Here is a 23,805-nt window from a genome sequence, read left to right as displayed (position 1 = left end):
CGGCGTACGGAGGTACCCCGCGACCGCGTTAGTCTGGATGGTCACCCCTGTCAGTTCAGTCCAGCTCACGAAGGTGCGCGACATGCCTGCCGAAGTCGCTGCGTCGGTCTTCCCGCAGCTCGAAGCTCTGCTCCCGCATGTGCAGAAGCCGATCCAGTACGTCGGCGGAGAGCTCAACTCCACGGTCAAGGACTGGGACTCCTGTGACGTCCGCTGGGCGCTCATGTACCCGGACGCCTACGAGGTCGGTCTTCCCAACCAGGGCGTCATGATCCTCTACGAGGTGCTCAACGAGCAGCAGGGCGTCCTCGCCGAGCGCACCTACAGCGTGTGGCCGGACCTGGAGGAGCTCATGCGGGAGCACCACGTCCCGCAGTTCACGGTCGACAGCCACCGCCCGGTGAAGGCCTTCGACGTGTTCGGCCTGTCCTTCTCCACGGAGCTGGGCTACACGAACATGCTCGCCGCCCTCGACCTGGCCGGCATCCCGCTGGAGGCCAAGGACCGGACCGTCGACGACCCGATCGTCCTGGCGGGCGGGCACGCGGCGTTCAACCCCGAGCCCATCGCCGACTTCATCGACTGCGCGGTGATCGGCGACGGCGAGCAGGCGGTCCTGGAGATCACCGCGATCGTCCGCGCCTGGAAGGCGGAGGGCCGCCCCGGCGGCCGCGAGGAGCTCCTTTTCCGCCTGGCGCGGACGGGCGGGGTGTACGTCCCCGGCTTCTACGACGTCGAGTACCTGCCGGACGGCCGGATCGCCCGTGTCGTGCCCAAGCGCAGCGGGGTCCCGTGGCGGGTCTCCAAGCACACCGTCATGGACCTCGACGAGTGGCCGTACCCCAAGCAGCCGCTGGTCCCGCTGGCCGAGACGGTCCACGAGCGCATGTCGGTGGAGATCTTCCGCGGCTGCACCCGCGGCTGCCGCTTCTGCCAGGCCGGCATGATCACCCGCCCGGTGCGCGAGCGCTCCATCACGGGCATCGGCGACATGGTCGAGCAGGGCCTGAAGGCGACGGGCTTCGAGGAGGTCGGCCTGCTGTCCCTGTCCTCCGCCGACCACACGGAGATCGGCGACATCGCCAAGGGCCTCGCCGACCGCTACGAGGACGACAAGATCGGCCTGTCGCTGCCCTCCACCCGCGTGGACGCCTTCAACATCGACCTGGCGAACGAGCTGACCAGGAACGGCCGCCGCTCGGGCCTCACCTTCGCCCCTGAGGGCGGCTCGGAACGCATCCGCAAGGTCATCAACAAGATGGTCTCGGAAGAGGACCTGATCCGCACGGTCGCGACGGCGTACGGCAACGGCTGGCGCCAGGTGAAGCTGTACTTCATGTGCGGCCTGCCGACCGAGACCGACGACGACGTCCTGCAGATCGCCGACATGGCGACGAAGGTCATCGCCAAGGGCCGCGAGGTCTCCCGCTCCAACGACATCCGCTGCACGGTCTCGATCGGCGGCTTCGTCCCCAAGCCGCACACGCCGTTCCAGTGGGCCCCGCAGCTCTCCGCGGAGGAGACGGACGCCCGGCTGCAGAAGCTGCGGGACAAGATCCGCGGTGACAAGAAGTACGGCCGCTCGATCGGCTTCCGCTACCACGACGGCAAGCCCGGCATCGTGGAGGGCCTCCTCTCCCGCGGCGACCGCCGCATCGGCGCGGTCATCCGCGCGGTCTACGACGACGGCGGCCGTTTCGACGGCTGGCGCGAGCACTTCTCCTACGACCGCTGGATGAGCTGCGCCGACAAGGCCTTGGCCCCGTTCGGCGTCGACGTCGACTGGTACACCACCCGCGAGCGCACCTACGAGGAGGTCCTCCCCTGGGACCACCTCGACTCGGGCCTGGACAAGGACTGGCTCTGGGAGGACTGGCAGGACGCCCTCGACGAGACCGAGGTCGACGACTGCCGCTGGACGCCGTGCTTCGACTGCGGGGTGTGCCCGCAGATGGACACCAGCATCCAGATCGGCCCGACGGGCAAGAAGCTGCTGCCCCTGACGGTCAAGAACGCGGCACCGGCTCCTGGCGGGCACACGCACTGAGGTGAGCCGTCCGGTCCTGCTGTCGGCTTCCCTGTGGGTTGCCGACAGCAGGTGGAGGGTGCGTCAGCGCAGGAGCTCGCGGATCTTGAACAGCAGCATCGTGATGGCGATGAAGGTGCCGCCTGCCCATTTCGCCGCGTCGAGGATCGTCGCGTGGAGCAGAACGGCCAGCACGCCCGCTGCGAGGCCGGTGAGAAGGCCGATCAGTAAGGCGATGATGATGAGCAGGGCTCGCTGCGACAGGCCTCCGGCAGGAGGAGGCGGCACCTGAGTCATGAGGTGCCTCCCCCTGGACTCGCTATGGGGCCGACGGGGAGAGCCGGGCCGGGGCTCTGGCCGGTGACACGACTCGCGTTACTATCTGCCATGAGGCTTCCTGGTTGATTCGAGTGGACGAGGGCGCTTCGCGGTGGGGGAGTACTCGGACGATGCTTGCCGGCTGACCGAGCGCTCCCCTTCTCGCTGTGAAAAACTCCCCGCATTCTTGGCCGAAAAGACGCTTGCCGCTTCGCGGGGACTCATGTGCTTGGTCAACTTTCCATGAGAGTCCCCTTCCCGGGTGCCGAGATCACCGGTTTTCGGCGGCCTTGGCAGTCATGGCCCGTGCCGTCATACTGACGGCCAGCGGCCTGACCGTGCCATCAGTACCGCAGTGCGGGATTGGGGGAGTCGTGACCTTTGCGGATCCGACATCGGAGTGGCGGAAGAGTTCCGCCAGTGTGGGCGAGAACTGCGTTGAAGTCTCGTTGGGTCGTCCCGTGATGGTCAGGGATTCGAAGGTTTCCGAGGGGCCCTGCCTTGCGGTTGGTTCCATGGCGTGGGAATCCTTTCTGGGTTCCCTGTCCCACCGTTATGCCGCTAGCTGAGGGAGGTTCTCGCTCCACTCGGTGACGGGCTGCGCGTAACGGTTCTCGATTTCCCAGAACGCTTCAAGATAGGTTTCGACGCTCCGTTGCACGCCGACGATCGCCTTGTTGTTGAGGATGACACTCCCGTCGGGGTTCTCGAGATACACCACCCGTTCCTGATCGGCCTTCGCGAACTCGAAGATGACGTACGGTGAGCGCAGCAGGGGATAGAGCCCGCTGCTGAAAGGCACCACCCCGACGCTTACGTGTTCCAGCGCGCTGACTTGTCGCAGGTGCCGGATCTGGGCCTCCATCAACTCGCTGCTGCCCACCACACGACGGAGCGCGGCCTCGTCGATCAGGAACCGCAGCTCGGTGCCCGGCGAATCGTTCAGCATGCGTTCCTGGCGCTTCAGGCGGAGGTCGAGCAGTTCCTCCTTCTCCGGCACCACGGACTGCTGGAGGGCGACGCGTGCGTACTCCTCGGTCTGCAGCAGGCCGGGGACGAAGAGCGCCTCGAAGTTGCGGATCACGGACGCGGACGCCTCGTATCCGAGGTAGGACTGAAATCCCTCCGACAGTAGGGACCGGTACTCGTACCACCAGGGCTGCCGGCGTGCTTCCTCCCCGGCGCGAAGCAATTTCGTCCTTTCGTCCGGGCTCAGATCGTAAAAGTTGATCAGCGCTTTGAGGTCGGTCATGGAGATCTTCACCCTGCCCGACTCCAGGCGCATGACCTTCGACAGGGACCATCCGGTCTCTCGCGCCACATCAGGCTGCGAATACCCCGCCTTTTTGCGCGCCTCCTGAAGCTCGGAGCTCAGGAAGTGTCGGTAGAACATCGGGTCGGCATCCGGCATGGAAAGCTCCTTCTGGTGCCACAGGTCGTACCGCCGCCAGGCACTCCGACCGTGTTCAGGACGACCAGTTTCGCAAGGCTACGCGGATTTTTGCCACGTGTCACTATGCCTCACGGCATCATGCGGAGGCCGAGAACTCCCGAGAGATACACGGGACGAGTGGGAAAGAATGAAACACCGATGCGGTTCACCAGAACGTGCAATCGATGTATTCATTCGCGCGGGTGACTTCCGTTTCGGCGGCCCTCAGGAATCGCCGGATCCGCGCCCACGGCTCATCCGGGGAAGGGGGAAACAAGGGCAACGAGGAGCACGGATCTCACGTGGCGCTGCAGGCGGGGGGAGATGGGAGGTGAGGGGGCCGTTGTGAGGGGGACCCGCAGAGGAGGTCGAGTTGGTGACGCTCCCCCGGGGGATCGACCCGGCCAGGTTCCCCCAGTTCAGAATGTGTGCTGGGGGAGCCGTCAGTTCGAGCCGACCGTCGGTCCGGGCGGCGTGGCCAGTGCCTGCGCCGGCTGGGCGTGGCTGCGTGCGCTGGAGAAGGCGCATCGGGCCGGCTGCCGGGCATGCCTACCTCCTGCCACGGTGTCACGTGTCGCACACACCGGCAGGCCGCGCGACCCAGCCGAGGCGTAGAAGAGCGACCCTTGCGTCATCTATCGAATCTCGATAGATTTCCATCGCAGTTCGATCGAAGGGGTGGCGATGGGGAAGCTGGCCGTGGCGGCGTTGCGTGGGGTGCTCGTCGTGTTGCTCGCAGGGTCGCTGTTCGTGCAGGCGGTGATGGTGCCGCTGCTGGCGGTGGACATGAACGGACTCAGGGCCGAGTACGCGCACTTGCGCACCCCGATCCTCGTGATCACGATCCTGGGTGTCATGACCGCCCAGGTCGTCGTGGTCTGCGTGTGGCGGCTGGTGACGATGGTGCGCCGCGGAACGGTGTTCTCCACGGCCGCCTTCCGCTACGTGCACATCGTGATCGGCGCGTTCGTGGCGGCTGCCCTGCTGGTCTTCGCGCTCGCGGTCGTGCTCGCGCCGGGCGAGGCCGTCGCCCCCGGGGTGGTCCTTCTGCTGTGCGGGGTCGTGGTCGCCGTGCTCGGCGTCGCGCTGGTCGTGCTCGTGCTGCGGATGCTGCTCGCGCAGGCCGTCGCACGCGACCTCGAGGCGGCCCAGATGCAGGCAGAGCTGGAAGAGGTCATCTGATGCCGATCGCCGTCGACATCGACGTGATGCTGGCCAGACGCAAGATGTCCGTGGGGGAACTGGCGGAACGCGTCGGCATCACCCCGGCCAACCTGGCGGTCCTCAAGAACGGCCGCGCCAAGGCGGTCCGCTTCTCCACCCTCGCCGCGCTGTGCGAGGTGCTGGAGTGTCAGCCGGGGGACCTGCTGCGCTGGGAGACGGAGGGAGCGGCGGACCCGACGATGCCCTGACGGCGAACATCGGCACCCGCCCGGCCCGGCCCGACCGACTCGCGGCCGTGGCAACCCTCCGGTGGGAATGGCTCGTCGAGAACGTTCCGGGCGACCTCGGCGAACGCGAGGACTTCGCAGATCGCCCCGGTCGCTGCAAGCGCAGGTCACCCGTTCCCGAGCCGTATGATCTTGCGGCCGAGTGGAGGAATCGCGGGAGAACGGGGCGGGACTGTGCGGTGCTGGATCCGGACGGGGCACTGAGAGCGTCATCGACGGTATGGATCTGGAGAAGCATCCCCGCGACGGTTCCGGGACGCGGGTCGATCTGCACAAGCGGCCGGCCGGGCCGTCCGTACGGCGGGAGCCGCAGCCGCCCGCCCCGCACGAGCCGCAGGCCGCCGAGGGGTGCCTCGTCGTCGCCGTCCGGATCCCCGTACGGATCATCGTGCTCGTCCTGGTCGTCCCCGTGCGGATGCTGTGGGACGCGCTCGTCGTCACCGGGCGGTTCCTGAACGACGCCCTGCTCCGGCCGCTCGGCCGGGCACTGCTGTGGCTCGGGCGTGCGGTGTTCGTCTGGCCGTTCGTCGGCCTGTGGCGCTACGTGGTCGTCCCGGTGGGCAAGGCCCTCGGATGGCTCGGCAACGTCCTCGTCGTCGTGCCGCTGGTGTGGGTCCACCGCTCCGTGCTGACCCCGGTGGGACACGCGATCGCCTGGGTCGCCCGCGGGTTCGGAGCCGCGATCGGCTGGGCCGCGCGGGGCGTGGGAGCCGGGATCGGCTGGGTGTACGCGTACCTGCTCACACCGGTCGGGCACGCGGTGACGTGGGTCCTCAAGGGACTCGGCGCCGTGATCGCCGCGCTCGGCACCGGTGCCTGGACGGTCGTGTCCTGGCTCGTCAGGTACCTCGTCGTCGTCCCGGCCGGGTGGCTGTACACCTGGGTGCTCGCACCCGTCGGCCGGGCGGTCGCCTGGTGCGCCAAGGGGCTCGTATGGCTGCTGAGCACGGCCGTCACAGGCGTCGGCGTGGCCCTTTACTGGATCGTCCGCATTCTGTTCGTCCTGCCCGCGCTCGCCCTCTGGCGGTGGGTCCTCACGCCGGTCGGACGCGTCCTCGCCGTCGTCGGGCGGGAGGTGTGGGACGCCCTGGGGCACGCCTGGCGCATCGCCGGGCACCTCTCGCTGGCCGTCGGGCGGTTCCTCGGCACCCTCCTGCGGTGGATCTTCGTCGAGCCGGTGCGGTGGGTGTACCGCAGCGTGCTGACGCCCGTCGGGCACGTCGTCCGGGACACCGTCCTGCGGCCGGCCGCCGAGGCAGCCCGCAGTGTGCGGCGGGCCACCCGGCAGGCGGTGGCCGCCGCCCGGGAATCGGTACGCCAGGCCCGCGCCGACTTCCGGCGGATGCTCTTCGGCGAGCCGCGCCCGCCGCAGCTCGCCGACCGAGGGGAACCTTCGGGACGCGAGGCACGTACTCTTGGTAGCAGTACGACCGCTCTCACGAAGGACTGAACGACACTGGGCAAGCGACAGCCCGAAGGCCCGCCGCCCGCACCCGCGGTGCAGCGCATCCGACTGCGTTACACCAAGCGCGGCCGCCTCCGGTTCACCAGCCACCGTGACTTCCAGCGCGCCTTCGAGCGTGCGTTGCGCCGTGCCGAGGTGCCGATGGCCTACTCGGCGGGCTTCACACCGCACCCGAAGGTGTCGTACGCCAATGCCGCACCCACCGGCACGGGCAGTGAGGCGGAGTACCTGGAGATCGCCCTCACCGCGCCCCGCGACCCGGAGCAGCTCAGGGCCCTTCTCGACGAGTCGCTGCCCACCGGGCTCGACATCACCGAGGCGGTCGAGGCCCGCACCTCGGGACTCGCCGACCGGCTGACGGCTTCCGTCTGGGAGCTCCGGCTGGACGGAGTGCCGCCCGAGGAGGCCCGCCGGGCGGCGGACGCCTTCAACGCGGCCGAGACCGTCGAGGTCCAGCGCCTCGCCAAGAACGGCGTCCGTACGTTCGACGCCCGTGCCGCCGTGGCGAGCCTGGAGGTCCGCGACCTCACGGAAACGCACAGTTCGCAGGCTGATAGGCCGAGCGACCAGCCCTGTGCGATACTGCGGCTGGTTGTTCGGCACGTGACGCCTGCCGTACGACCCGACGACGTCCTGTCCGGTCTCCGCGCCGTGGCCGACCTGGCGCCGCCGGTCCCCGCAGCGGTGACCAGGCTGGCGCAGGGGCTGTTCGATGAAGAGACCGGCACGGTGACCGACCCGCTCGCGCCCGACCGCGAGGCAGTCGAGGCCCACCCAACGGCCGAACAGACTGCCACCGCGACGGCGCCGGCGTAAGGAAGGTTCCGCGTAGGGACGGACGTCGTAGCGCCGCCCTCGGACTCGGGAGCCACCTGGGTCGGGCAGCGCACCGACCAGAAGACTTTCGCCAGGCCGTACGCATTCGGCGTACGGAACCGGCGAGACAGGACACAGAGAGCTCCCGTGCGGCGCCCGCGCCCCGGACGGCGGCGAACGCGCATCAGCGCGCGCCGCGGACGTCACCGGCATCGCCGGGCCAGGCGCGGCGCCCGGGAGCCTGACGGGAGACAAGCCCGCATGCTCGAACCGACCGAACCCGCAGAGTCCTCCACGGGCTCCGAACAGAACACCCCCAGCGACACCCTGCCGCCCCGTCGGCGGCGCCGTGCCGCGTCCCGCCCGGCGGGTCCGCCCACCGGTGCCTCCTCCGACGCGCCGGTGGAGACCGTCACGCCGGCCATACCGGCCGCCGATGCCGAGGACCTCGCGGCCGACGCCGTAGAGGCCGACGAGGTCGAGGAAGCCGCTGCCCAGGCGGACGGAGCCGCTGCCGAGGCGGACAAGACTTCCGAGGTCGTCGAGAGCGACGTGGCCGCCGCCCCCGCCCCGCCCAAGCGGCGTCGCGCCGTGCGCCGTGCCTCGGCACCCGCAGGCGCTCCGGAAGCCGCGGAGGCCGCCGAGACCGTGGTCCCGGCGACCGCCGACGCGCCCGCCGCCGACCGGACGGCCGAGGTTTCCGAGGCCGCCGCGCCCGCCGCGGTGTCCCAGAACTCCGAGAACACGGAGCCCGCCGAGGGCGCCGCCCCCAAGCGGGCCCGGCGTCGTGCCACCCGCACCGTCACTTCGCCCGCCGCCGCTCCTGCGGAGACGGCTGCGACGGCTGCGACGGCCGCCGCACCGGTCGAGGCCGAGGCCGCGCAGCCGGCGGTCGTGACAGACGGTGCCGTCGAAGGTGCCGAGGCCGCTGAAGAGGCTGCTCCGCGTCGGACTCGCCGACGTGCCTCGCGGCGGGCGTCCGCGCCCGCCGGGGCCCCTTCCGCCGCGGACGCGGTGGAGGGGAACGCCGAGGAGGCGAAGGCGCCTGTGACCGAGAACCCCACCGCCGAGACCGCCGCGTCCGAGGCCACCGCCTCCGAGACCGCCCGCGGTTCCGAGGCCCCTGGCTCCGAGCCCGCCCGCGCGTCCGAGGCCGCTGCCTCCGAGCCCGCCCGCGCTGCCGAGGCCCCCGCCCAAAGCGCTGCCGAGCAGGCCGAGGAGGCCGGTCCGCGGCGCCGCCGCCGGGTCGTGCGCCGGGCCGCCAGTGGCTTCGCCGAGCCCGCCCAGCCCGCCAAGGGCGGAAGGGCCTCGAAGGCCGCCGCCCGGGTGTCCGCGGACGCGGCCGACAGCGAGAGCGAGTCGTCCTCGCGGCCGAGGCGGCCCGCCGTCGCGCTATTCCAGGCGCCCGTTTTCACCGAGCCCCAGTTCCAGACGCCGGAGCGGGCCGCAGCCGCAGCCGCCGCCGAGGCGACCGGGGCCGAGGAGCCCCAGGAGGCCGAGGAGTCCGCGCCGGCCGAGGCCCAGCGCGAGGAGCAGAGCGGCGGCTCGCGTCGCCGCCGCCGTCGCCGCGGTGCCGGTGACGAGCCCGAGGCGCAGACCCCCGCCCCCGAGACCGCCGCCCCCGAGACCGCTGCGGCCGACACCGCCGCCGAGGAGGCGGAGGACGCCGACGACTCCGCCGAGGACCAGGCCGACGGCGACGAGCAGGACGAGTCCGAGGGCACCGGCTCGCGCCGTCGCCGTCGCCGGGGCGGTCGCCGCCGCCGACGCGGTGAGTCCGCCGACGCCGACGGTGAGGGCGGCGAGGATGCCGAGTCCGAGCAGAGTGCGGCGCAGGACACCGAGGACGGCGCCGAGGAGGACGACGAGGACTCCGAGGAGGCCACCGACCGCGACGAGTCCGGCGGGGGCGGCTCCAGCAGCAGCCGCCGTCGCCGCCGTCGCCGTCGCCGTGCCGGGGACTCCGGCACCGACTCCGAGCCCACCGACGACGACCCCGAGCGCACGGTCGTCAAGGTCCGCGAGCCCCGCCCCAAGGCGGAGCCGTCCGACGAGGTGCAGTCCATCAAGGGCTCGACCCGCCTGGAGGCCAAGAAGCAGCGCCGCCGCGAAGGCCGCGAGCAGGGCCGCCGACGTGTCCCGATCATCACCGAGGCCGAGTTCCTGGCCCGCCGCGAGGCCGTCGAGCGTGTGATGGTCGTCCGCCAGCACGGCGACCGCACGCAGATCGGCGTCCTCGAGGACAACGTGCTCGTCGAGCACTACGTCAACAAGGAGCAGTCGACCTCGTACGTCGGCAACGTCTACCTCGGCAAGGTGCAGAACGTGCTGCCGTCGATGGAGGCCGCCTTCATCGACATCGGCAAGGGCCGCAACGCCGTCCTGTACGCCGGTGAGGTCAACTTCGAGGCGCTGGGCATGGCCAACGGGCCGCGCCGCATCGAGTCCGCCCTGAAGTCCGGCCAGTCGGTGCTCGTCCAGGTGACGAAGGACCCGATCGGCCACAAGGGCGCCCGCCTCACCAGCCAGGTCTCCCTCCCGGGCCGCTACCTCGTGTACGTGCCCGAGGGCTCCATGACCGGCATCAGCCGCAAGCTGCCCGACACCGAGCGGTCCCGGCTGAAGACCATCCTCAAGAAGATCGTCCCCGAGGACGCGGGCGTCATCGTGCGCACCGCCGCCGAGGGCGCGAGCGAGGACGAGCTGCGCCGCGACGTCGAGCGACTGCAGCAGCAGTGGGAGGACATCCAGAAGAAGGCCAAGAGCGGCAACGCCCCGACGCTGCTCTACGGCGAGCCGGACATGACCGTCCGGGTGGTGCGCGACATCTTCAACGAGGACTTCTCCAAGGTCGTCGTCAGCGGTGACGAGGCCTGGTCGACCATCCACGGGTACGTCTCGCACGTCGCGCCGGACCTCGCCGAGCGACTGTCGAAGTGGACCTCCGAGGTCGACGTCTTCGCCACGTACCGGATCGACGAGCAGCTCGCCAAGGCCCTCGACCGCAAGGTGTGGCTGCCCAGCGGCGGTTCGCTGGTGATCGACCGGACCGAGGCGATGGTCGTCGTCGACGTCAACACCGGCAAGTTCACCGGCCAGGGCGGCAACCTCGAGGAGACCGTCACCAGGAACAACCTGGAGGCGGCCGAGGAGATCGTGCGTCAGCTGCGGCTGCGCGACCTCGGCGGCATCATCGTCATCGACTTCATCGACATGGTGCTGGAGTCCAACCGGGACCTGGTGCTGCGGCGCCTGCTGGAGTGCCTGGGCCGCGACCGCACCAAGCACCAGGTCGCGGAAGTGACCTCGCTGGGGCTTGTGCAGATGACCCGCAAGCGGGTCGGGCAGGGGCTGCTGGAGTCCTTCTCCGAGACCTGCGTCCACTGCAACGGGCGCGGTGTCATCGTGCACATGGAGCAGCCGACGGCCCCCGGAGGCGGCGGCAAGCGCAAGAAGCGCGCTCGTGCCGGTGCCGCCGATCAGCCGCACGTGCACGAGGCGGCCGTCGACGCCGCCGAGACCGCCGAGCAGGAGGCGGAGACCGAGGCGGAGGTCGGAGCCGAGGCCGCCGAGCCGATCGCGCTGCCCGAGCCGGCGTTCGAGCCCGACGAGGAGCTGTACAGCAGCGCCGCCGAGGCGGAGGCCGCTGCCGGGCGTGGCCGGTCGCGTCGCCGGGCGAGCCGGCGGGCGTCGGCCCCGGCGGGCTCCCCGCGCGGTGAGGCCGCCGAGCCCAAGGCCGAGCAGGGCCGGGACAAGACCCGGCGCGGCAGGGGCCGGGCCGAGCAGGCGGAGGCCGGGGTGCCGACGGCGCAGGACGTGACCGCCGAGCAGGAGGTCGCCCGTCCGGTGCAGCCCGAGCCGGCCGCCGAGGCGCAGGCCGAGCCGATGGCCGTGGAGGACCCGGTGGTCGAGGCCGCTGAGGCCCCGACGGCCGCTGGGGTCGGCCAGGCCTCGCAGACGGACCGGGCAGCCGAGGCCGCACCGGTCGAGGAAGCCGCGCCCAAGGGCCGTACCCGGCGGCGGGCCACCCGCAAGGTGTCCGCTCCGGCCGGTTCTCCGGCGGGGGCCGAGGCGACCGTGGTGACGGTGGCCGAGACCGCTCCGGTGGCCGAGGCCACCGACGCCGCCCGGGCGCCCGAGCAGGACGCGCAGTCCGAGGCCGCCGAGCCGGTCGCCGAGGCGCCCGCCGAGAGCGCCGCCCCGGCCCGTCCGCGGCGTCGTGCCGTGCGCAAGCCCACGGCGTCCACGGCGTCCGAGGAGACGGCCGTCGTGGTCGTACCGTCGGCCGCGTCCGAGGAGGCCGCGCAGGCGCCCGCGTCGGACGGTGCCGTCACGGAGGAGGCCGCCGAGGAGTCGGCGCCCGCCAAGAAGACGGCCCGCAAGACGGCCAAGAAGGCCACGGCGAAGAAGGCCGCCACCACCAAGAAGACGGCGGCGAAGAAGACCGCGGCCAAGAAGACGACGGCCAAGAAGGCGGCGAAGACCACCAAGACCGCCGCCAAGAAGACCACGTCGAAGAAGACCGTCGCGGCGGAGCAGTCGGCGTCCGCCGGGTCCTCCGTCTCGGCCTCCACCGACGAGGGCTGACCGGCCTCGATGTCCCCGGGGCGGGCGCGAATGCCGCGCACGCCCCGGGGGCGCGACCGGCGTGAGCGGTCGCACAGGTGGCGGGCCCGGCTCGGTTTGACCCCTTCGGCCGCGGCCCCGTAACCTTGACCGTCGGCGTGTCGACTGACGCGTCACATCCCCGTAAACCTTCATCCTCCGGGCGCCGGGCGCCAGGAGAGGCTGCTCGCCGAGTCGGGCGGCTGGCCTGCGGGGGTGCCGTTTCCCGAGCGAGAGAGTGAGTTCCGCGTGTACGCCATCGTGCGCAGCGGTGGTCGCCAGCACAAGGTTGCTGTCGGCGACATCGTTGAGGTTGACAAGATTTCCACTGCCAAGGTTGGCGACTCGGTCGAGCTCTCGACCCTGCTCGTTGTCGACGGCGACGCCGTGACCAGCGACCCGTGGGTGCTGGCCGGCATCAAGGTCCAGGCCGAGGTCGTGGACCACCACAAGGGCCAGAAGATCGACATTCTGCGCTACAAGAACAAGACCGGTTACCGCCGTCGCCAGGGCCACCGCCAGCAGTACACGGCGATCAAGGTCACTGAGATCCCCACGGCTGCGAAGTAAGGGACTGAGGAGAAATGGCACACAAGAAGGGCGCATCGTCCACCCGGAACGGTCGCGACTCCAATGCCCAGCGGCTCGGCGTGAAGCGCTTCGGCGGTCAGGTCGTCAACGCGGGTGAGATCCTGGTCCGTCAGCGTGGCACCCACTTCCACCCGGGCGCCGGCGTGGGCCGTGGCGGCGACGACACGCTGTTCGCCCTCGAGGCCGGTTCGGTGCAGTTCGGCACCCACCGTGGCCGCAAGGTCGTGAACATCGTTCCGGTCGCCTGATCGGAAACTTTCGCGAGGCGGACCTCACTTCCCTCACGGGAAGCGGGTCCGCCTTTCGCGTGTTACGCAGAGAACAACCCCGTAGAACCCCGTACACATACGTACGCACCTGGAGGCACACACCATGACCACCTTCGTGGACCGCGTCGAGCTGCACGTCGCCGCGGGTAGCGGAGGCCACGGCTGTGCCTCCGTCCACCGTGAGAAGTTCAAGCCGCTGGGCGGGCCGGACGGCGGCAACGGCGGGCGTGGCGGGGACGTGATCCTCACCGTCGACCAGTCGATCACGACGTTGCTCGACTACCACCACTCCCCGCACCGCAAGGCCACCAACGGCAAGCCCGGCGAGGGCGGCAACCGCTTCGGCAAGGACGGCCAGGACCTGATCCTGCCGGTGCCGGACGGCACGGTGGTGCTGGACAAGGCGGGCAACGTCCTCGCCGACCTGGTCGGGCACGGCACGTCGTACGTCGCAGCTCAGGGCGGCCGGGGCGGACTCGGCAACGCGGCGCTGGCCTCCGCGCGGCGCAAGGCGCCCGGGTTCGCGCTGCTCGGCGAGCCGGGGGACCTGCGGGACGTCGTCCTGGAGCTGAAGACCGTCGCCGACGTGGCCCTCGTCGGCTACCCGAGCGCCGGCAAGTCGTCGCTGATCTCGGTGCTGAGCGCCGCCAAGCCGAAGATCGCCGACTACCCCTTCACCACCCTCGTGCCCAACCTCGGTGTCGTCACGGCCGGTTCGACGGTCTACACGATCGCCGACGTGCCCGGGCTGATCCCCGGGGCCAGCCAGGGCAAGGGGCTGGGCCTGGAGTTCCTGCGGCACGTCGAGCGGTGCAGTGTGCTCGTGCACGTCCTGGACACCGCGACGCTGGAGTCGGAGCGCGACCCGGTCTCCGACCTCGACATCATCGAGGAGGAGCTGCGGCAGTACGGCGGGCTGGACAACCGGCCGCGGATCGTCGTCCTCAACAAGATCGACGTACCGGACGGCAAGGACCTGGCCGAGATGGTGCGGCCCGACCTGGAGGCGCGCGGCTACCGCGTGTTCGAGGTGTCCGCCGTGGCGCACATGGGCCTGAAGGAGCTGTCCTTCGCGCTCGCCGAGCTCGTGGCGCAGTCGCGGGCCGCGAAGCCGAAGGAAGAGGCCACCCGGATCGTGATCCGGCCCAAGGCCGTGGACGACACCGGCTTCACGGTGACGCGCGAGGCGGACGGCCTGTTCCGGGTGCGCGGCGAGAAGCCCGAACGCTGGGTGCGCCAGACCGACTTCAACAACGACGAGGCCGTCGGCTACCTCGCCGACCGGCTCAACCGGCTCGGTGTCGAGCAGGAGCTGGTGAAGGCGGGCGCCCGGGGTGGTGACGGCGTCGCCATCGGCCCCGAGGACAACGCGGTCGTCTTCGACTGGGAGCCGTCCATGACGGCCGGGGCGGAGATGCTCGGCCGGCGTGGCGAGGACCACCGTTTCGAGGGCGAGCGGCCGGCCGCGCAGCGCCGCAAGGACCGGCAGGCCGAGCGGGACGAGGCGCAGCAGGAGTTCGACGACTTCGAGCCGTTCTGAGTTAACGAAAAGCAAATTCGCGACGGACTTCGGTGCAACCACGCCGCTCTCCGGTGAGTCGTACAGGGCAGTGCGGGTGAGGATCTTGTTCCTCGCCCGCACACCAGCTGTCCTGCGAATTAACGGAGTTGACGTGCCACAGTCCATGAGCAAGCGCAGGGTCGGCGGAGCGCTCGCGGCGGCGATCGCGGTCGTCGCGACCGTGACCACACCGGTGGTCGCGCACGCCGCCCCCGCCGCCCCGTCCGTCGTGGAGAAGCTCCGTGACGACTTCAACGGCGACGGCTACCAGGACCTGGCCGTCGCCGCCTCACGCGGCAAGGTCGACGGACAGGCCCAGGCCGGGTACGTCGCCGTCGTGTACGGCTCGGCCAAGGGGATCGACCTGACGCACAAGCAGGTCATCAGCCAGAACACCCCGGGCGTACCCGGTGCCGCCGAGCCCGACGACGACTACGGCGACGGTCTCGCCGCCGGCGACCTGGACGGCGACGGCTACGCCGACCTGGTCGTGGGCGCCCCGGGCGAGGACGTCGGAGAGGTCAGGTCGGCCGGCACGCTCGCCGTGCTGTGGGGCGGGAAGCAGGGCCTGTCCGGCGGTACGGCCGTCGCCACCGGCACCGAGGAGGACCGGGTCGACGCCGAGACCCCGGCGCTCGGCGACTTCGACGGCGACGGCCATCTGGACCTCGCCACCGGCAACCGCCTGCTGTCCGGGCCGTTCGACCGCACCACGGGCGCTGCGAAGAGCCGGTCCCTGGCCATCGAGCCCGCGTACGTCACGGACGACGTGGCCGCCGGGGACGTCGACCACGACGGCATCACGGACCTGGTCGCGCTCATCCACGACGTCAGCGACGACGACATGCACGACCCCGACTACAGGCACCGCCGCGCGGTCTTCCTGCGGGGCACCCGTGAGGGCCTGAGCGCCCCCGCCCCGGTGAACAACCCGGACGGCACGCGCATGCGCGGCGGCGAGAGCCTCGGCGTCGGCGACGTGGACAAGGACGGGTACGCCGACCTCGTGATCGGCCGCCCGAACGACGGCTTCGGCGAGGTCGAGCTCGACGACCCGCTGCTGAAGGGCGGTCAGATCGGCGTGGTGCACGGCTCTGCCGCCGGGCCCGACACCTCCCGTACGACGATCATCACGCAGGACACTCCCGGGGTGCCCGGCAGCTCGGAGTGGGCCGACGGCTTCGGCGGGAGCATCTCCGTCGGCGACGTCAACGCCGACGGCTACGCGGACGTCTCCACCGGCAGCTCGAGCGAGGCCCTCGGGGAGGTGTACGCGGCCGGTCAGGTCACCGTCCTGCGCGGCGGCAAGAAGGGGCTCACCGGGGAGGACGCCTCCAGCATGAACCAGAACACCAAGGGCGTCCCGGGCACGGCGGAGCAGAACGACTTCTTCGGCAGCGACACCAAACTGCTCGACGTCAACGGGGACGGCAGGGCCGAGCTGTTCGTCGGCGCCCCCGGCGAGAACCGGGACGGCGGCGTCTGGGCGTTCCCCAACCCGGTGAACACTCCCACCGCGACCGGCTCGGTCAGCTTCGGCGCCGGCACCCTGGGCACGGTGCCGAACCACTCCTCCCTCGGCGCGGGCTTCGCCCGCTGACCTCAGGGCGCCCCGCGGGTCGCAGCCGAACCAGTCATCCCTCGGCGCGGGGTTCACCCGCCGGCCTCAGAGCCCCATCCCGCCGCAGGCGCCCGGCCCGGCTCCCGTACCGCTTGCTGATCACCTGTCAGACTCGCCCCGGCAACGGCTTGTTCCGATGCTGGCGGCGAGTCTCTCTTTGTCTGCTTAGTTGTCATGTACGCGAACCCCGGCGTTCAGCGGGCGGACCGCCCGCGAGCGTGAAGCTTCCCCGTGTCCATGTGGCCAGCGAGGTAAGGGAGTCAGCCGATGACCGGAGCAGTATCCCCCGACCGACGCCGCTTTCTGACCGCGGGTGCCGCCGTGCTCGGTGCCGCGGCCTCCGCCCAGCTGTGGCTCCCGGCCCCCGCCCGCGCGGCGGAGACACCGCTCCCGGACGGTGTGTTCAGCCTCGGCGTCTCCTCCGGCGACCCGCTGCCGGACGGCATCGTGCTGTGGACCAGACTCGCCCCGGACCCGCTGAACGGGGGCGGCATGCCCGACCGGGTGGTGCCGGTGGAGTGGCAGCTCGCGGAGGACCCCCGGTTCGCAAAGCCCGTCCGGCGAGGCACCGTCCAGGCCCGGCCCGAGTACGGGCACAGCGTTCACGTGGACGTACGCGGGCTGCGCGCGGACCGTACGTACTGGTACCGCTTCCGCACCAGCGGGCAGCTCTCGCCCGTCGGCCGCACCCGTACCGCGCCCCACCCCCACAGCTCCGGTGGCTCCCTGCGCATGGCCCTCGCCTCCTGCCAGAACTGGCAGCACGGTTACTTCACGCCGTACGCGGACATGCTCGAGCAGGACCCGGACGTCGTCGTGTTCGTCGGCGACTACATCTACGAGTCCACGCCCTCGGCCACGGGCGTACGGCGGCACGAGGGCACCGGTGAGCCGTTCAGCCTCGTCCAGTACCGCAACCGGTACGCCCAGTACCGCACCGACCCCGACCTCGCGGCGATGCACGCGAACGCGCCCTTCGTGGTGACCTTCGACGACCACGAGGTGGACAACGACTTCGCCGGTGAGATCCCGCAGGACCCGGACAAGCAGTCGCACGACGCGTTCGTGGCCCGGCTGACCGCTGCCTACCAGGCGTTCTACGAGCACATGCCGGTCCGTGCCACCGCCGTCCCGGACGGACCGCACATCCGGATGTACCGCCGCCTGGAGTTCGGCCGGCTGGCCCGGCTCAACGTCCTGGACACCCGTCAGTACCGCAGCGACCAGGCCACCAGCCAGGCCGGCGCCCAGGACCCCTCGCTGACCATGCTCGGTGCGCGGCAGAAGCAGTGGCTGCTGGACGGGCTGCAGGACTCGCCCGCCCGCTGGAACCTCATCGCCTCCCAGATCATGATGGCCGAGACGGACCTCCAGGTCGGCGAGGGCAAGCTCTGGTTCTACGACGCCTGGGACGGCTACCAGGCCGAACGCAACGCGTTCCTGGAGGAGTTCCGGCAGGTCCGCAACCCCGTGGTGCTCTCCGGGGACCGGCACCTGACGATGATCAGCGACCTCAAGGCGGACTACGCCGACCCCGACTCGGAGGTCGTCGGCGCCGAGTTCGTCGGCACCTCCGTCTCCAGCAACGGAGACCAGGACCAGGAGGCCTTCCGCAAGGAGTGGGACCCGCGGCGCCCGGACAACCCGCACTGGAAGCTGCTCGACGCGCACCGCGGCTACCACCTCTTCGACGTCCGCCGTGACGGCATCGACGCCCAGGTCAGGGTGGTCGACACGGTGCGCCGGCCCACGGCGGCCCCGAGCACGCTGGCCCGGCTGAGGGTCGAGGCGGGGCGACCGGGTGTCGAGGTCGTCTGAACCCGGCCGTGAGCCGCGTGAGCCCGGGAGTGGCCGTCCGCCCGGGCCCTGACCGCGCGAGCCCGGGACTCTTCGGAGTCCCGGGCTCTTCGCCGTACGGGGCGGGTGGGCCGGGTGAGAAGTCCGACCCGGGTGTGCGGCGTATTGCTCTCGCCGAGACCGAAATGCTGCGGAATCGCAACCAGGAATTCCATGGCAAAGAGCTGCGGGGAGAGCCGTATTCGCGGCCGGCCGCCGTGAAGAACACGTGCAGCCGTGCGTACCGGGAAGTGGTGGTCCGCGCACCGGGGCCCCGTGCCCGGCCCCGCGGGGCGCGGGGCGTGGTACGCGGGGCGCCCCCAAAGCGCGTACCGTGCACTGGACATCGTCCGAGGAACCCGTGAAGGCCCCCGGTCACCGCCGCCCCGTGCGGCTCCGCCGTGCTTGAGCTGTGCAGTTACTCACAGCGCACATTCCCGGGGCTCGCGCAACCTCCGCAATCACCAGTGTCGTCAGGTGAATGAGAGGTGGCGTGCACATATGCGGTGGAGGGCGCTCACCTTGCATCGCGGTAACCACAAGTGGGACCATTTCCGGGTTCCCTGTCGCCCCAAGGTAGGTCACCTGTGTCCCAGCACATAGCCAAGCCCCGTACCACCGCAGTGATCCTGGCCGGTGGCACCGGCCAGCGCGTGGGTCTGTCGATCCCCAAGCAGCTGCTGAAGATCGCCGGCAAGGCAGTCATCGAGCACACGCTGACCACCTTCGAGAACACCGACTCGATCGACGACATCATCGTGCTGATGGCGCCGGGCTACGTGCCCGACATCGAGAAGATCGTCGCGAAGGCCGGATTCAAGAAGGTCTCGAAGGTCATCGAGGGCGGCTCCACGAGGAACGAGACCACCGAGCGTGCCATCGCCGCGCTGGGCGAGGGCCTGGCCGAGGGCGAGGACGCCAACGTCCTCTTCCACGACGCCGTGCGCCCCCTGCTCTCACAGCGCGTCATCGACGACTGCGTCGTCGCGCTGGAGCGCTACCAGGCCGTCGACGTGGCCATCCCGTCCGCGGACACCATCATCGTCACGCGCACGCACGGCGAGGACGGCGAGTTCATCACCGAGATCCCGGACCGCTCCCGGCTGCGCCGCGGCCAGACGCCGCAGGCGTTCAAGCTGTCCACGATCAAGCGGGCCTACGAGGTCGCCGCCGGCGACCCCAACTTCCAGGCCACCGACGACTGCTCCGTCGTGCTCAAGTACCTGCCGGACGTGCCGATCCACGTCGTCGCGGGTGACGAGTACAACATGAAGGTCACGCAGCCCGTCGACGTCTTCATCGCCGACAAGCTGTTCCAGCTGGCCTCCACGGCCGCGCCCGAGCAGGTCTCCGAGGAGGCCTACCGCGAGCTCCTCACCGGCAAAACCATGGTCGTCTTCGGCGGCAGCTACGGCATCGGCAAGGACATCGCCGAGCTCGCCGAGTCCTACGGCGCCAAGGTCTACGCCCTCGGCCGCTCCACCACCGGCACCCACGTGGAGAACCCGGAGGAGGTCGACGACGCCCTGTCCAAGGCGTACGCCGAGACCGGCCGCATCGACTACGTGGTGAACACCGCCGGCGTGCTGCGCATAGGAAAGCTCGCCGAGACCGACAACGCCACCATCGAGGAGGCGCTGAAGGTCAACTACCTGGCCCCGGTGCAGATCGCCCGGTCGTCGTACAAGTACCTCTCCGAGACCAAGGGCCAGTTGCTGCTCTACACCTCCAGCAGCTACACCCGCGGCCGTGCCGAGTACAGCCTGTACTCCTCCACCAAGGCCGCCATGGTCAACCTCACCCAGGCCCTGTCCGACGAGTGGGCCGGCGACGGCGTCCGCGTCAACTGCATCAACCCCGAGCGCACTGCCACCCCCATGCGCACCAAGGCTTTCGGCCAGGAGCCCTCGGGGTCCCTGCTGTCCTCCGAGGCCGTGGCCCGCACCTCCCTCGACGTGCTGCTCTCCGAGCTGACCGGGCACGTCATCGACGTCCGCCAGCAGGACCCGACGGCCGGCGCGGCCCGGGCTTCCGGCTTCGAGCAGGCCCTGGCCACGGTGCTGGACCGGCAGGACGGCGTGTAATAATTGGCGCCAAATAGACTTCAGTAATTCAGGCCTCTGCGCCCTCCTGTTGAACGGGTTTCCCTGTACAGGAGGTTTCGCAGGGGCCTGAATCCATACAGTCTCGCGAATTTCACAGACCAGCCGCATTCCCGAACCAAGACCGGCACACCCCTCCCAAGAGCAGGTTTCTCCGTGATATCCACCGCTATTCGCGTCGCCCGGGTGGGCAGCGCGGCCGAGCTGGCCGCGGCGGTCCTCATGGTGGCGGGTTTCCCCGCCCTCATGCTGGCCGCGCTCGTCCCGAGCGTTCCCGCCTTCGCGGCAGCGGCCGCCGTGACGTACCTGGCGGACCACTATCTGCACCGCAAGGGCAGCTACCTGATCAACCGCCTGGGCAAGGTGCGGGCGGGCCTGTCGATCCGCTTCCTGATACGGCAGCTGTTGCTCGTCCTGCTGCTGGCCCGGCTGTCCCTCGCGGACAACCTGATCTACTACGGGGCGATCGCCTGCTTCATCGCCTTCTACGGCCTGCAGGCCCCGCACGGCGCGCTGGTCCAGCTGATCCGCAACCGCCGCCGCATGCCGGTCGCCACCCGCAACGTCGACCTTGCCTCCCGGATCCGCATCCCGGACGCCCCGCCGCGCAAGCTGCTGCACCGCTCCGCCGAGAAGATGCTCCACCTCGACCTCGCGGCCGTCGTCGGCATCCTGCTCGCCGCCCAGGTGAAGTCGTCCCTGATCGGCTTCATCGGCATCGGCATCACGGTGGCCGTGGCCACCCTGTACGTCCTGGCGCTCGTGCCGTTCGTGCGCGGCCGGAAGATCCCCCCGAGGGCGGAGAAGGTCCTGGCCGCCGTCGACGACTGGCTGGCCGAGTACAAGCCGGAGACGGTCCTGTACTTCTCCGGATCGAAGGACTCCGCCTACCAGGTCAACATGTGGCTCGACACCATGGAGAAGCTGGAGTCCAAGCCGCTGATCATCCTGCGTGAGCGGGCCATCCTGAACAATCTGGCGCCCACCACGGTCCCCGTCATCTGCGTGCCCGGAGGGGTGCACCTGATGAACATGGACCTGTCCACGGTGCGCGTCGCGCTCTACGCGGCCAACGTCGGCAAGAACATCCACATGCTGCGCGTGCCCACCATCAAGCACGTCTTCATCGGCCACGGCGACAGCGACAAGCTCGCCAGCGTCAACCCGTACAGCAAGGTCTACGACGAGGTGTGGACGGCCGGCCGCGCGGGCCGCGACCGCTACGCCCTCGCAGACGTCGGTGTCCGCGACGACGACATCGTCGAGGTCGGCCGCCCGCAGCTCGCCCCGATCCAGACCTGGCAGGGCGTCCCCGAGGGCCGCATCCCGACCGTGCTGTACGCCCCCACCTGGGAGGGCTGGGACGGCAACCCGGGCAACACCTCGGTGGTGCTGGCCGGCGAGAACATCGTGCAGCAGCTGGTGCAGGCCGACCCGCCGGTCCGTGTCCTGTACAAGCCGCACCCTTTCACCGGCAACGTCAGCAAGGAAGCCGGCGCCGCGCACCGGCGGATCACCGCCCTGGTGCAGAAGGCCGCCGCCGAGCGTGCCATCAACTCGCGGTTCGTCGCCGACACCGCCGCCCAGGCCCAGGCCAAGGCCGAGCTGAGCCGCATCGAGGCCCGGCTGGCGCAGCTGTCGGGCTCAGGCGGCGACCGCGGCGACGAGGCCGTGGCCACCCGGGACGGGCTGGTCGACGTCGCCCGGCACGAGGAGGTCGCCCGGCTGCGCGCCGAGTGGAACGACGCCTACTGGCGTTCCTTCCCGTCCTGGGAGCACCGCGTCATCACCGGCTCCGAGCCGCGGCTGTACGACTGCTTCAACGTCTCCGACGCGATGGTCTCCGACATCTCCAGCGTGGTCTCCGACTTCATCGCGAGCGGCAAGCCGTACGCGGTCACGGATTCCGCCGGTGTGGGCGTCGAGGAGTTCAAGCGCAACAACACGGCGGTGCGTGCCGCGGTGATCCTGTCCAACAGCGCCGGCGAGCTGGACGAGCTGCTCGGTGCGGTCCGCGCCCCGGACGCCGACCCGCTGGCCGGGGACCGCAAGGAACTCAAGCAGTACCTGCTGGGCCCGGACGAGCCCACGTCGCTGGAGCAGTTCAACACCGCCGTCGCGAACCTGGCCCTCAAGGCCGAGACGCGCAACGCCGGCCAGCAGTCACGGGACGCGGCCGCCCTCGCGGAGAGCGAGGCCGAGCTGGCGAACGCCGTGCCCGGGCAGCGGGTGCCCGCCGCCGGTGACACGGACGGTGCGGGGACGGTCTGAACAGCCGCCACCGATTGAAGAGTTACTGAAGAGTTCGGCCCCGAGGGTGCTTCTCGGGGCCGAACTCTTTCCATTTGCCGCAGCCTGTCCGATCACTGTGTGACGTATCCCACTAAGACCCGTGTGCGAGGCAACCGCTTGTCTCGATCACCCGTCTATCAAGTAGCGAATGAGGCGATACGGGGGGAATATCCCGTTGACGAGGGGGAAACGTGACCGTGACGCAGCCTGATGTGAGTGTGATCATCGGTGCGTACGAAGCGATGCCGTATCTGATCGAGTGCCTCTCCTCCGTCGAGGCACAGACCATCGATCCGACGCGCGTCGAGGTCATCGCGGTGGACGACGGTTCGACCGACGGGACGGGGGAGTACCTGGAGGAGTTCGCCGAGCGGGCTCCCATGCACGTGCTGGTGATCCGGCAGGAGAACTCCGGCGGCCCCAGCGGCCCGCGCAACGTGGGCCTGGGAAAGGCGACCGGACGCTACGTGTTCTTCCTCGACGCCGACGACCGGCTGGGCCCCGAGGCCCTGGAGCGGATGGTCGCCATGGCCGACCGGGCCGGCACGGACGTGGTGCTCGGCAAGGTCGAGGGCGTCAACCGCTCGGCACCGAAGTCCATGTGGGGCAGGACGGTGGAGCGGACGGACGTCTTCTCCTCCAACATCAAGTTCACCCTCAGCGCCCAGAAGCTGTTCCGCCGCGCGCTGCTCGACCGGTACGGCATGCGCTTCGACGAGTCGCTGTTCACCGGCGAGGACGCACTGTTCACCATGGAGGCGTACCTGCGGGCGGACGGCGTCTCCGTGGTCGCCGACCACACCTGCTACTACCTGGTGGGCCGAGACGACGGCAAGCACGTGACCAAGAGCGGCAGTTACACGCTGCGCTTCGACTCCGCGCGGGCCCTGATGGATCTCATCGCCGAGCTCGTCCCGGCGGGCGGCCGGCGTGACCAGCTGATGGTACGGCCCTTCCTCGTCACGCTGCTGCCGCAGTTCGGGCCCAAGTACCTGACGGACAGCGAGGAGATACGGCGGCACAAGTTCGAGCTCGCCAAGCCGCTGATGGACGCCTACTGGACCGAGGGCGTCGCCCATCGCCTCAAGGTCCACGAGCGGCTTCGGCTGCACCTGGTGGCCGAGCAGCGCCCCGAACTGCTCCCGGACGTCGTGAAGTTCGTCAAGAGCAAGAAGCAGGCGGCGGCCCTCCTGGAGAGGAAGGGCCGCCGCGTGTACCTGGCCTACCCGCACTTCCGGGATCGCGCCGCCGGAGTCCCCGACTCGGTCTACCTCGCCGAGCCCCGGGAGGCCCGCGCCTTCCCGGGGTACCGCGAGGGCGGCGTCGACACGTTCATGCGGCGCGCCGTGCGCAAGGCCCGCCGGGTGCTGACGGCCCGGGAGATACGCCACGCGGCGTGACCGACGCGGGGTGTCCGGCG

Annotated in this window: 17 protein-coding genes; 15 read left to right on the top strand and 2 right to left on the bottom strand. The window is 70.4% G+C overall.

The features are described 5' to 3' along the window. The first annotated feature begins 82 nt into the window (after window positions 1–82). Window positions 83–2,047, top strand: coding sequence for a TIGR03960 family B12-binding radical SAM protein (locus AB0B29_RS02330; RefSeq protein ID WP_362232820.1), 1,965 nt, complete (start codon window positions 83–85; stop codon window positions 2,045–2,047). A 63-nt stretch (window positions 2,048–2,110) separates the two neighbouring features. Here the strand turns inward: AB0B29_RS02330 and AB0B29_RS02325 are convergent, their stop codons facing one another. Then, on the bottom strand, window positions 2,111–2,323 hold the full coding sequence (locus AB0B29_RS02325) for a hypothetical protein (protein WP_362232817.1): 213 nt from the start codon (window positions 2,321–2,323) through the stop codon (window positions 2,111–2,113). Between the two features lie 320 nt (window positions 2,324–2,643). Between AB0B29_RS02325 and AB0B29_RS02320 the strand changes: the two genes are divergently transcribed. Further along, window positions 2,644–2,913: a DUF397 domain-containing protein gene (locus tag AB0B29_RS02320; RefSeq protein WP_362232815.1), complete on the top strand. Its 270-nt coding sequence runs from the start codon at window positions 2,644–2,646 to the stop codon at window positions 2,911–2,913. Here AB0B29_RS02320 and AB0B29_RS02315 read toward each other — a convergent pair. Next, window positions 2,898–3,755 carry a helix-turn-helix domain-containing protein gene (locus tag AB0B29_RS02315; RefSeq protein ID WP_362232813.1) on the bottom strand — a complete coding sequence of 286 codons (858 nt, stop codon included), beginning with the start codon at window positions 3,753–3,755 and terminating at the stop codon, window positions 2,898–2,900. The two genes, AB0B29_RS02320 and AB0B29_RS02315, sit on opposite strands and share 16 nt — an antisense overlap. A 705-nt stretch (window positions 3,756–4,460) precedes the next feature. On the opposite strand from AB0B29_RS02315, the gene AB0B29_RS02310 reads away from it, so the two are divergent. The 13 genes from AB0B29_RS02310 to AB0B29_RS02250 all read left to right on the top strand — a co-directional run bounded on the left by AB0B29_RS02310 (window position 4,461) and on the right by AB0B29_RS02250 (window position 23,785). After that, complete coding sequence (locus tag AB0B29_RS02310; protein ID WP_362232811.1) at window positions 4,461–4,958, top strand: DUF2975 domain-containing protein; 498 nt, start codon at window positions 4,461–4,463, stop codon at window positions 4,956–4,958. Continuing rightward, window positions 4,958–5,188, top strand: coding sequence for a helix-turn-helix domain-containing protein (locus tag AB0B29_RS02305; RefSeq protein WP_362232809.1), 231 nt, complete (start codon window positions 4,958–4,960; stop codon window positions 5,186–5,188). Before AB0B29_RS02310 ends, AB0B29_RS02305 begins: the two co-directional genes overlap by 1 nt. A gap of 259 nt (window positions 5,189–5,447) precedes the next feature. Beyond that, complete coding sequence (locus AB0B29_RS02300; RefSeq protein WP_362232807.1) at window positions 5,448–6,677, top strand: hypothetical protein; 1,230 nt, start codon at window positions 5,448–5,450, stop codon at window positions 6,675–6,677. A gap of 48 nt (window positions 6,678–6,725) precedes the next feature. Next, window positions 6,726–7,508, top strand: a complete 783-nt coding sequence (locus tag AB0B29_RS02295) for a TIGR03936 family radical SAM-associated protein (protein WP_362232805.1) — start codon at window positions 6,726–6,728, stop codon at window positions 7,506–7,508. Window positions 7,509–7,769: 261 nt separating this feature from the next. Beyond that, window positions 7,770–12,095, top strand: a complete 4,326-nt coding sequence (locus tag AB0B29_RS02290) for an Rne/Rng family ribonuclease (RefSeq protein ID WP_362232803.1) — start codon at window positions 7,770–7,772, stop codon at window positions 12,093–12,095. Window positions 12,096–12,362: 267 nt separating this feature from the next. Beyond that, the gene (gene rplU / locus AB0B29_RS02285; RefSeq protein ID WP_030836278.1) at window positions 12,363–12,683 is read left to right on the top strand and encodes a 50S ribosomal protein L21; all 321 of its coding nucleotides are present in this window, start codon (window positions 12,363–12,365) and stop codon (window positions 12,681–12,683) included. A gap of 14 nt (window positions 12,684–12,697) precedes the next feature. Further along, window positions 12,698–12,952: a 50S ribosomal protein L27 gene (rpmA, locus tag AB0B29_RS02280; protein WP_003990207.1), complete on the top strand. Its 255-nt coding sequence runs from the start codon at window positions 12,698–12,700 to the stop codon at window positions 12,950–12,952. 124 nt (window positions 12,953–13,076) lie between these two features. Continuing rightward, window positions 13,077–14,513: a GTPase ObgE gene (gene obgE / locus AB0B29_RS02275; protein WP_362232801.1), complete on the top strand. Its 1,437-nt coding sequence runs from the start codon at window positions 13,077–13,079 to the stop codon at window positions 14,511–14,513. Window positions 14,514–14,646: 133 nt separating this feature from the next. Next, complete coding sequence (locus tag AB0B29_RS02270; protein WP_362232799.1) at window positions 14,647–16,134, top strand: VCBS repeat-containing protein; 1,488 nt, start codon at window positions 14,647–14,649, stop codon at window positions 16,132–16,134. A gap of 288 nt (window positions 16,135–16,422) precedes the next feature. Next, window positions 16,423–17,973 carry an alkaline phosphatase D family protein gene (locus AB0B29_RS02265; RefSeq protein ID WP_362232797.1) on the top strand — a complete coding sequence of 517 codons (1,551 nt, stop codon included), beginning with the start codon at window positions 16,423–16,425 and terminating at the stop codon, window positions 17,971–17,973. Window positions 17,974–18,578: 605 nt separating this feature from the next. After that, entirely contained in the window at window positions 18,579–20,075 is a 1,497-nt protein-coding gene (locus AB0B29_RS02260) for a bifunctional cytidylyltransferase/SDR family oxidoreductase (RefSeq protein WP_189588927.1), read from the top strand. Window positions 20,076–20,249: 174 nt separating this feature from the next. Further along, window positions 20,250–22,364, top strand: a complete 2,115-nt coding sequence (locus AB0B29_RS02255; protein ID WP_362232795.1) for a hypothetical protein — start codon at window positions 20,250–20,252, stop codon at window positions 22,362–22,364. Between the two features lie 212 nt (window positions 22,365–22,576). Further along, window positions 22,577–23,785, top strand: coding sequence for a glycosyltransferase family 2 protein (locus tag AB0B29_RS02250; protein ID WP_362232792.1), 1,209 nt, complete (start codon window positions 22,577–22,579; stop codon window positions 23,783–23,785). Window positions 23,786–23,805 lie beyond the last annotated feature (20 nt).

This window comes from Streptomyces tibetensis, from assembly GCF_040647715.1.
Classification (GTDB): domain Bacteria; phylum Actinomycetota; class Actinomycetes; order Streptomycetales; family Streptomycetaceae; genus Streptomyces; species Streptomyces tibetensis_A.
Note: the sequence above shows the minus strand (reverse complement) of the source record. Positions and strands in the feature narration are given on the sequence as shown.

Excerpts from the sequence above, each read along its gene's own strand:
- AB0B29_RS02310 (WP_362232811.1), top strand. The coding sequence starts at position 4,461 with ATGGGGAAGCTGGCCGTGGCGGCGTTGCGTGGGGTGCTCGTCGTGTTG.
- AB0B29_RS02315 (WP_362232813.1), bottom strand. The coding sequence starts at position 3,755 with ATGCCGGATGCCGACCCGATGTTCTACCGACACTTCCTGAGCTCCGAG.
- AB0B29_RS02290 (WP_362232803.1), top strand. The coding sequence starts at position 7,770 with ATGCTCGAACCGACCGAACCCGCAGAGTCCTCCACGGGCTCCGAACAG.
- AB0B29_RS02320 (WP_362232815.1), top strand. The coding sequence starts at position 2,644 with ATGGCCCGTGCCGTCATACTGACGGCCAGCGGCCTGACCGTGCCATCA.
- AB0B29_RS02330 (WP_362232820.1), top strand. The coding sequence starts at position 83 with ATGCCTGCCGAAGTCGCTGCGTCGGTCTTCCCGCAGCTCGAAGCTCTG.
- rpmA (WP_003990207.1), top strand. The coding sequence starts at position 12,698 with ATGGCACACAAGAAGGGCGCATCGTCCACCCGGAACGGTCGCGACTCC.
- AB0B29_RS02325 (WP_362232817.1), bottom strand. The coding sequence starts at position 2,323 with ATGACTCAGGTGCCGCCTCCTCCTGCCGGAGGCCTGTCGCAGCGAGCC.
- AB0B29_RS02265 (WP_362232797.1), top strand. The coding sequence starts at position 16,423 with ATGACCGGAGCAGTATCCCCCGACCGACGCCGCTTTCTGACCGCGGGT.
- AB0B29_RS02305 (WP_362232809.1), top strand. The coding sequence starts at position 4,958 with ATGCCGATCGCCGTCGACATCGACGTGATGCTGGCCAGACGCAAGATG.
- obgE (WP_362232801.1), top strand. The coding sequence starts at position 13,077 with ATGACCACCTTCGTGGACCGCGTCGAGCTGCACGTCGCCGCGGGTAGC.
- AB0B29_RS02300 (WP_362232807.1), top strand. The coding sequence starts at position 5,448 with ATGGATCTGGAGAAGCATCCCCGCGACGGTTCCGGGACGCGGGTCGAT.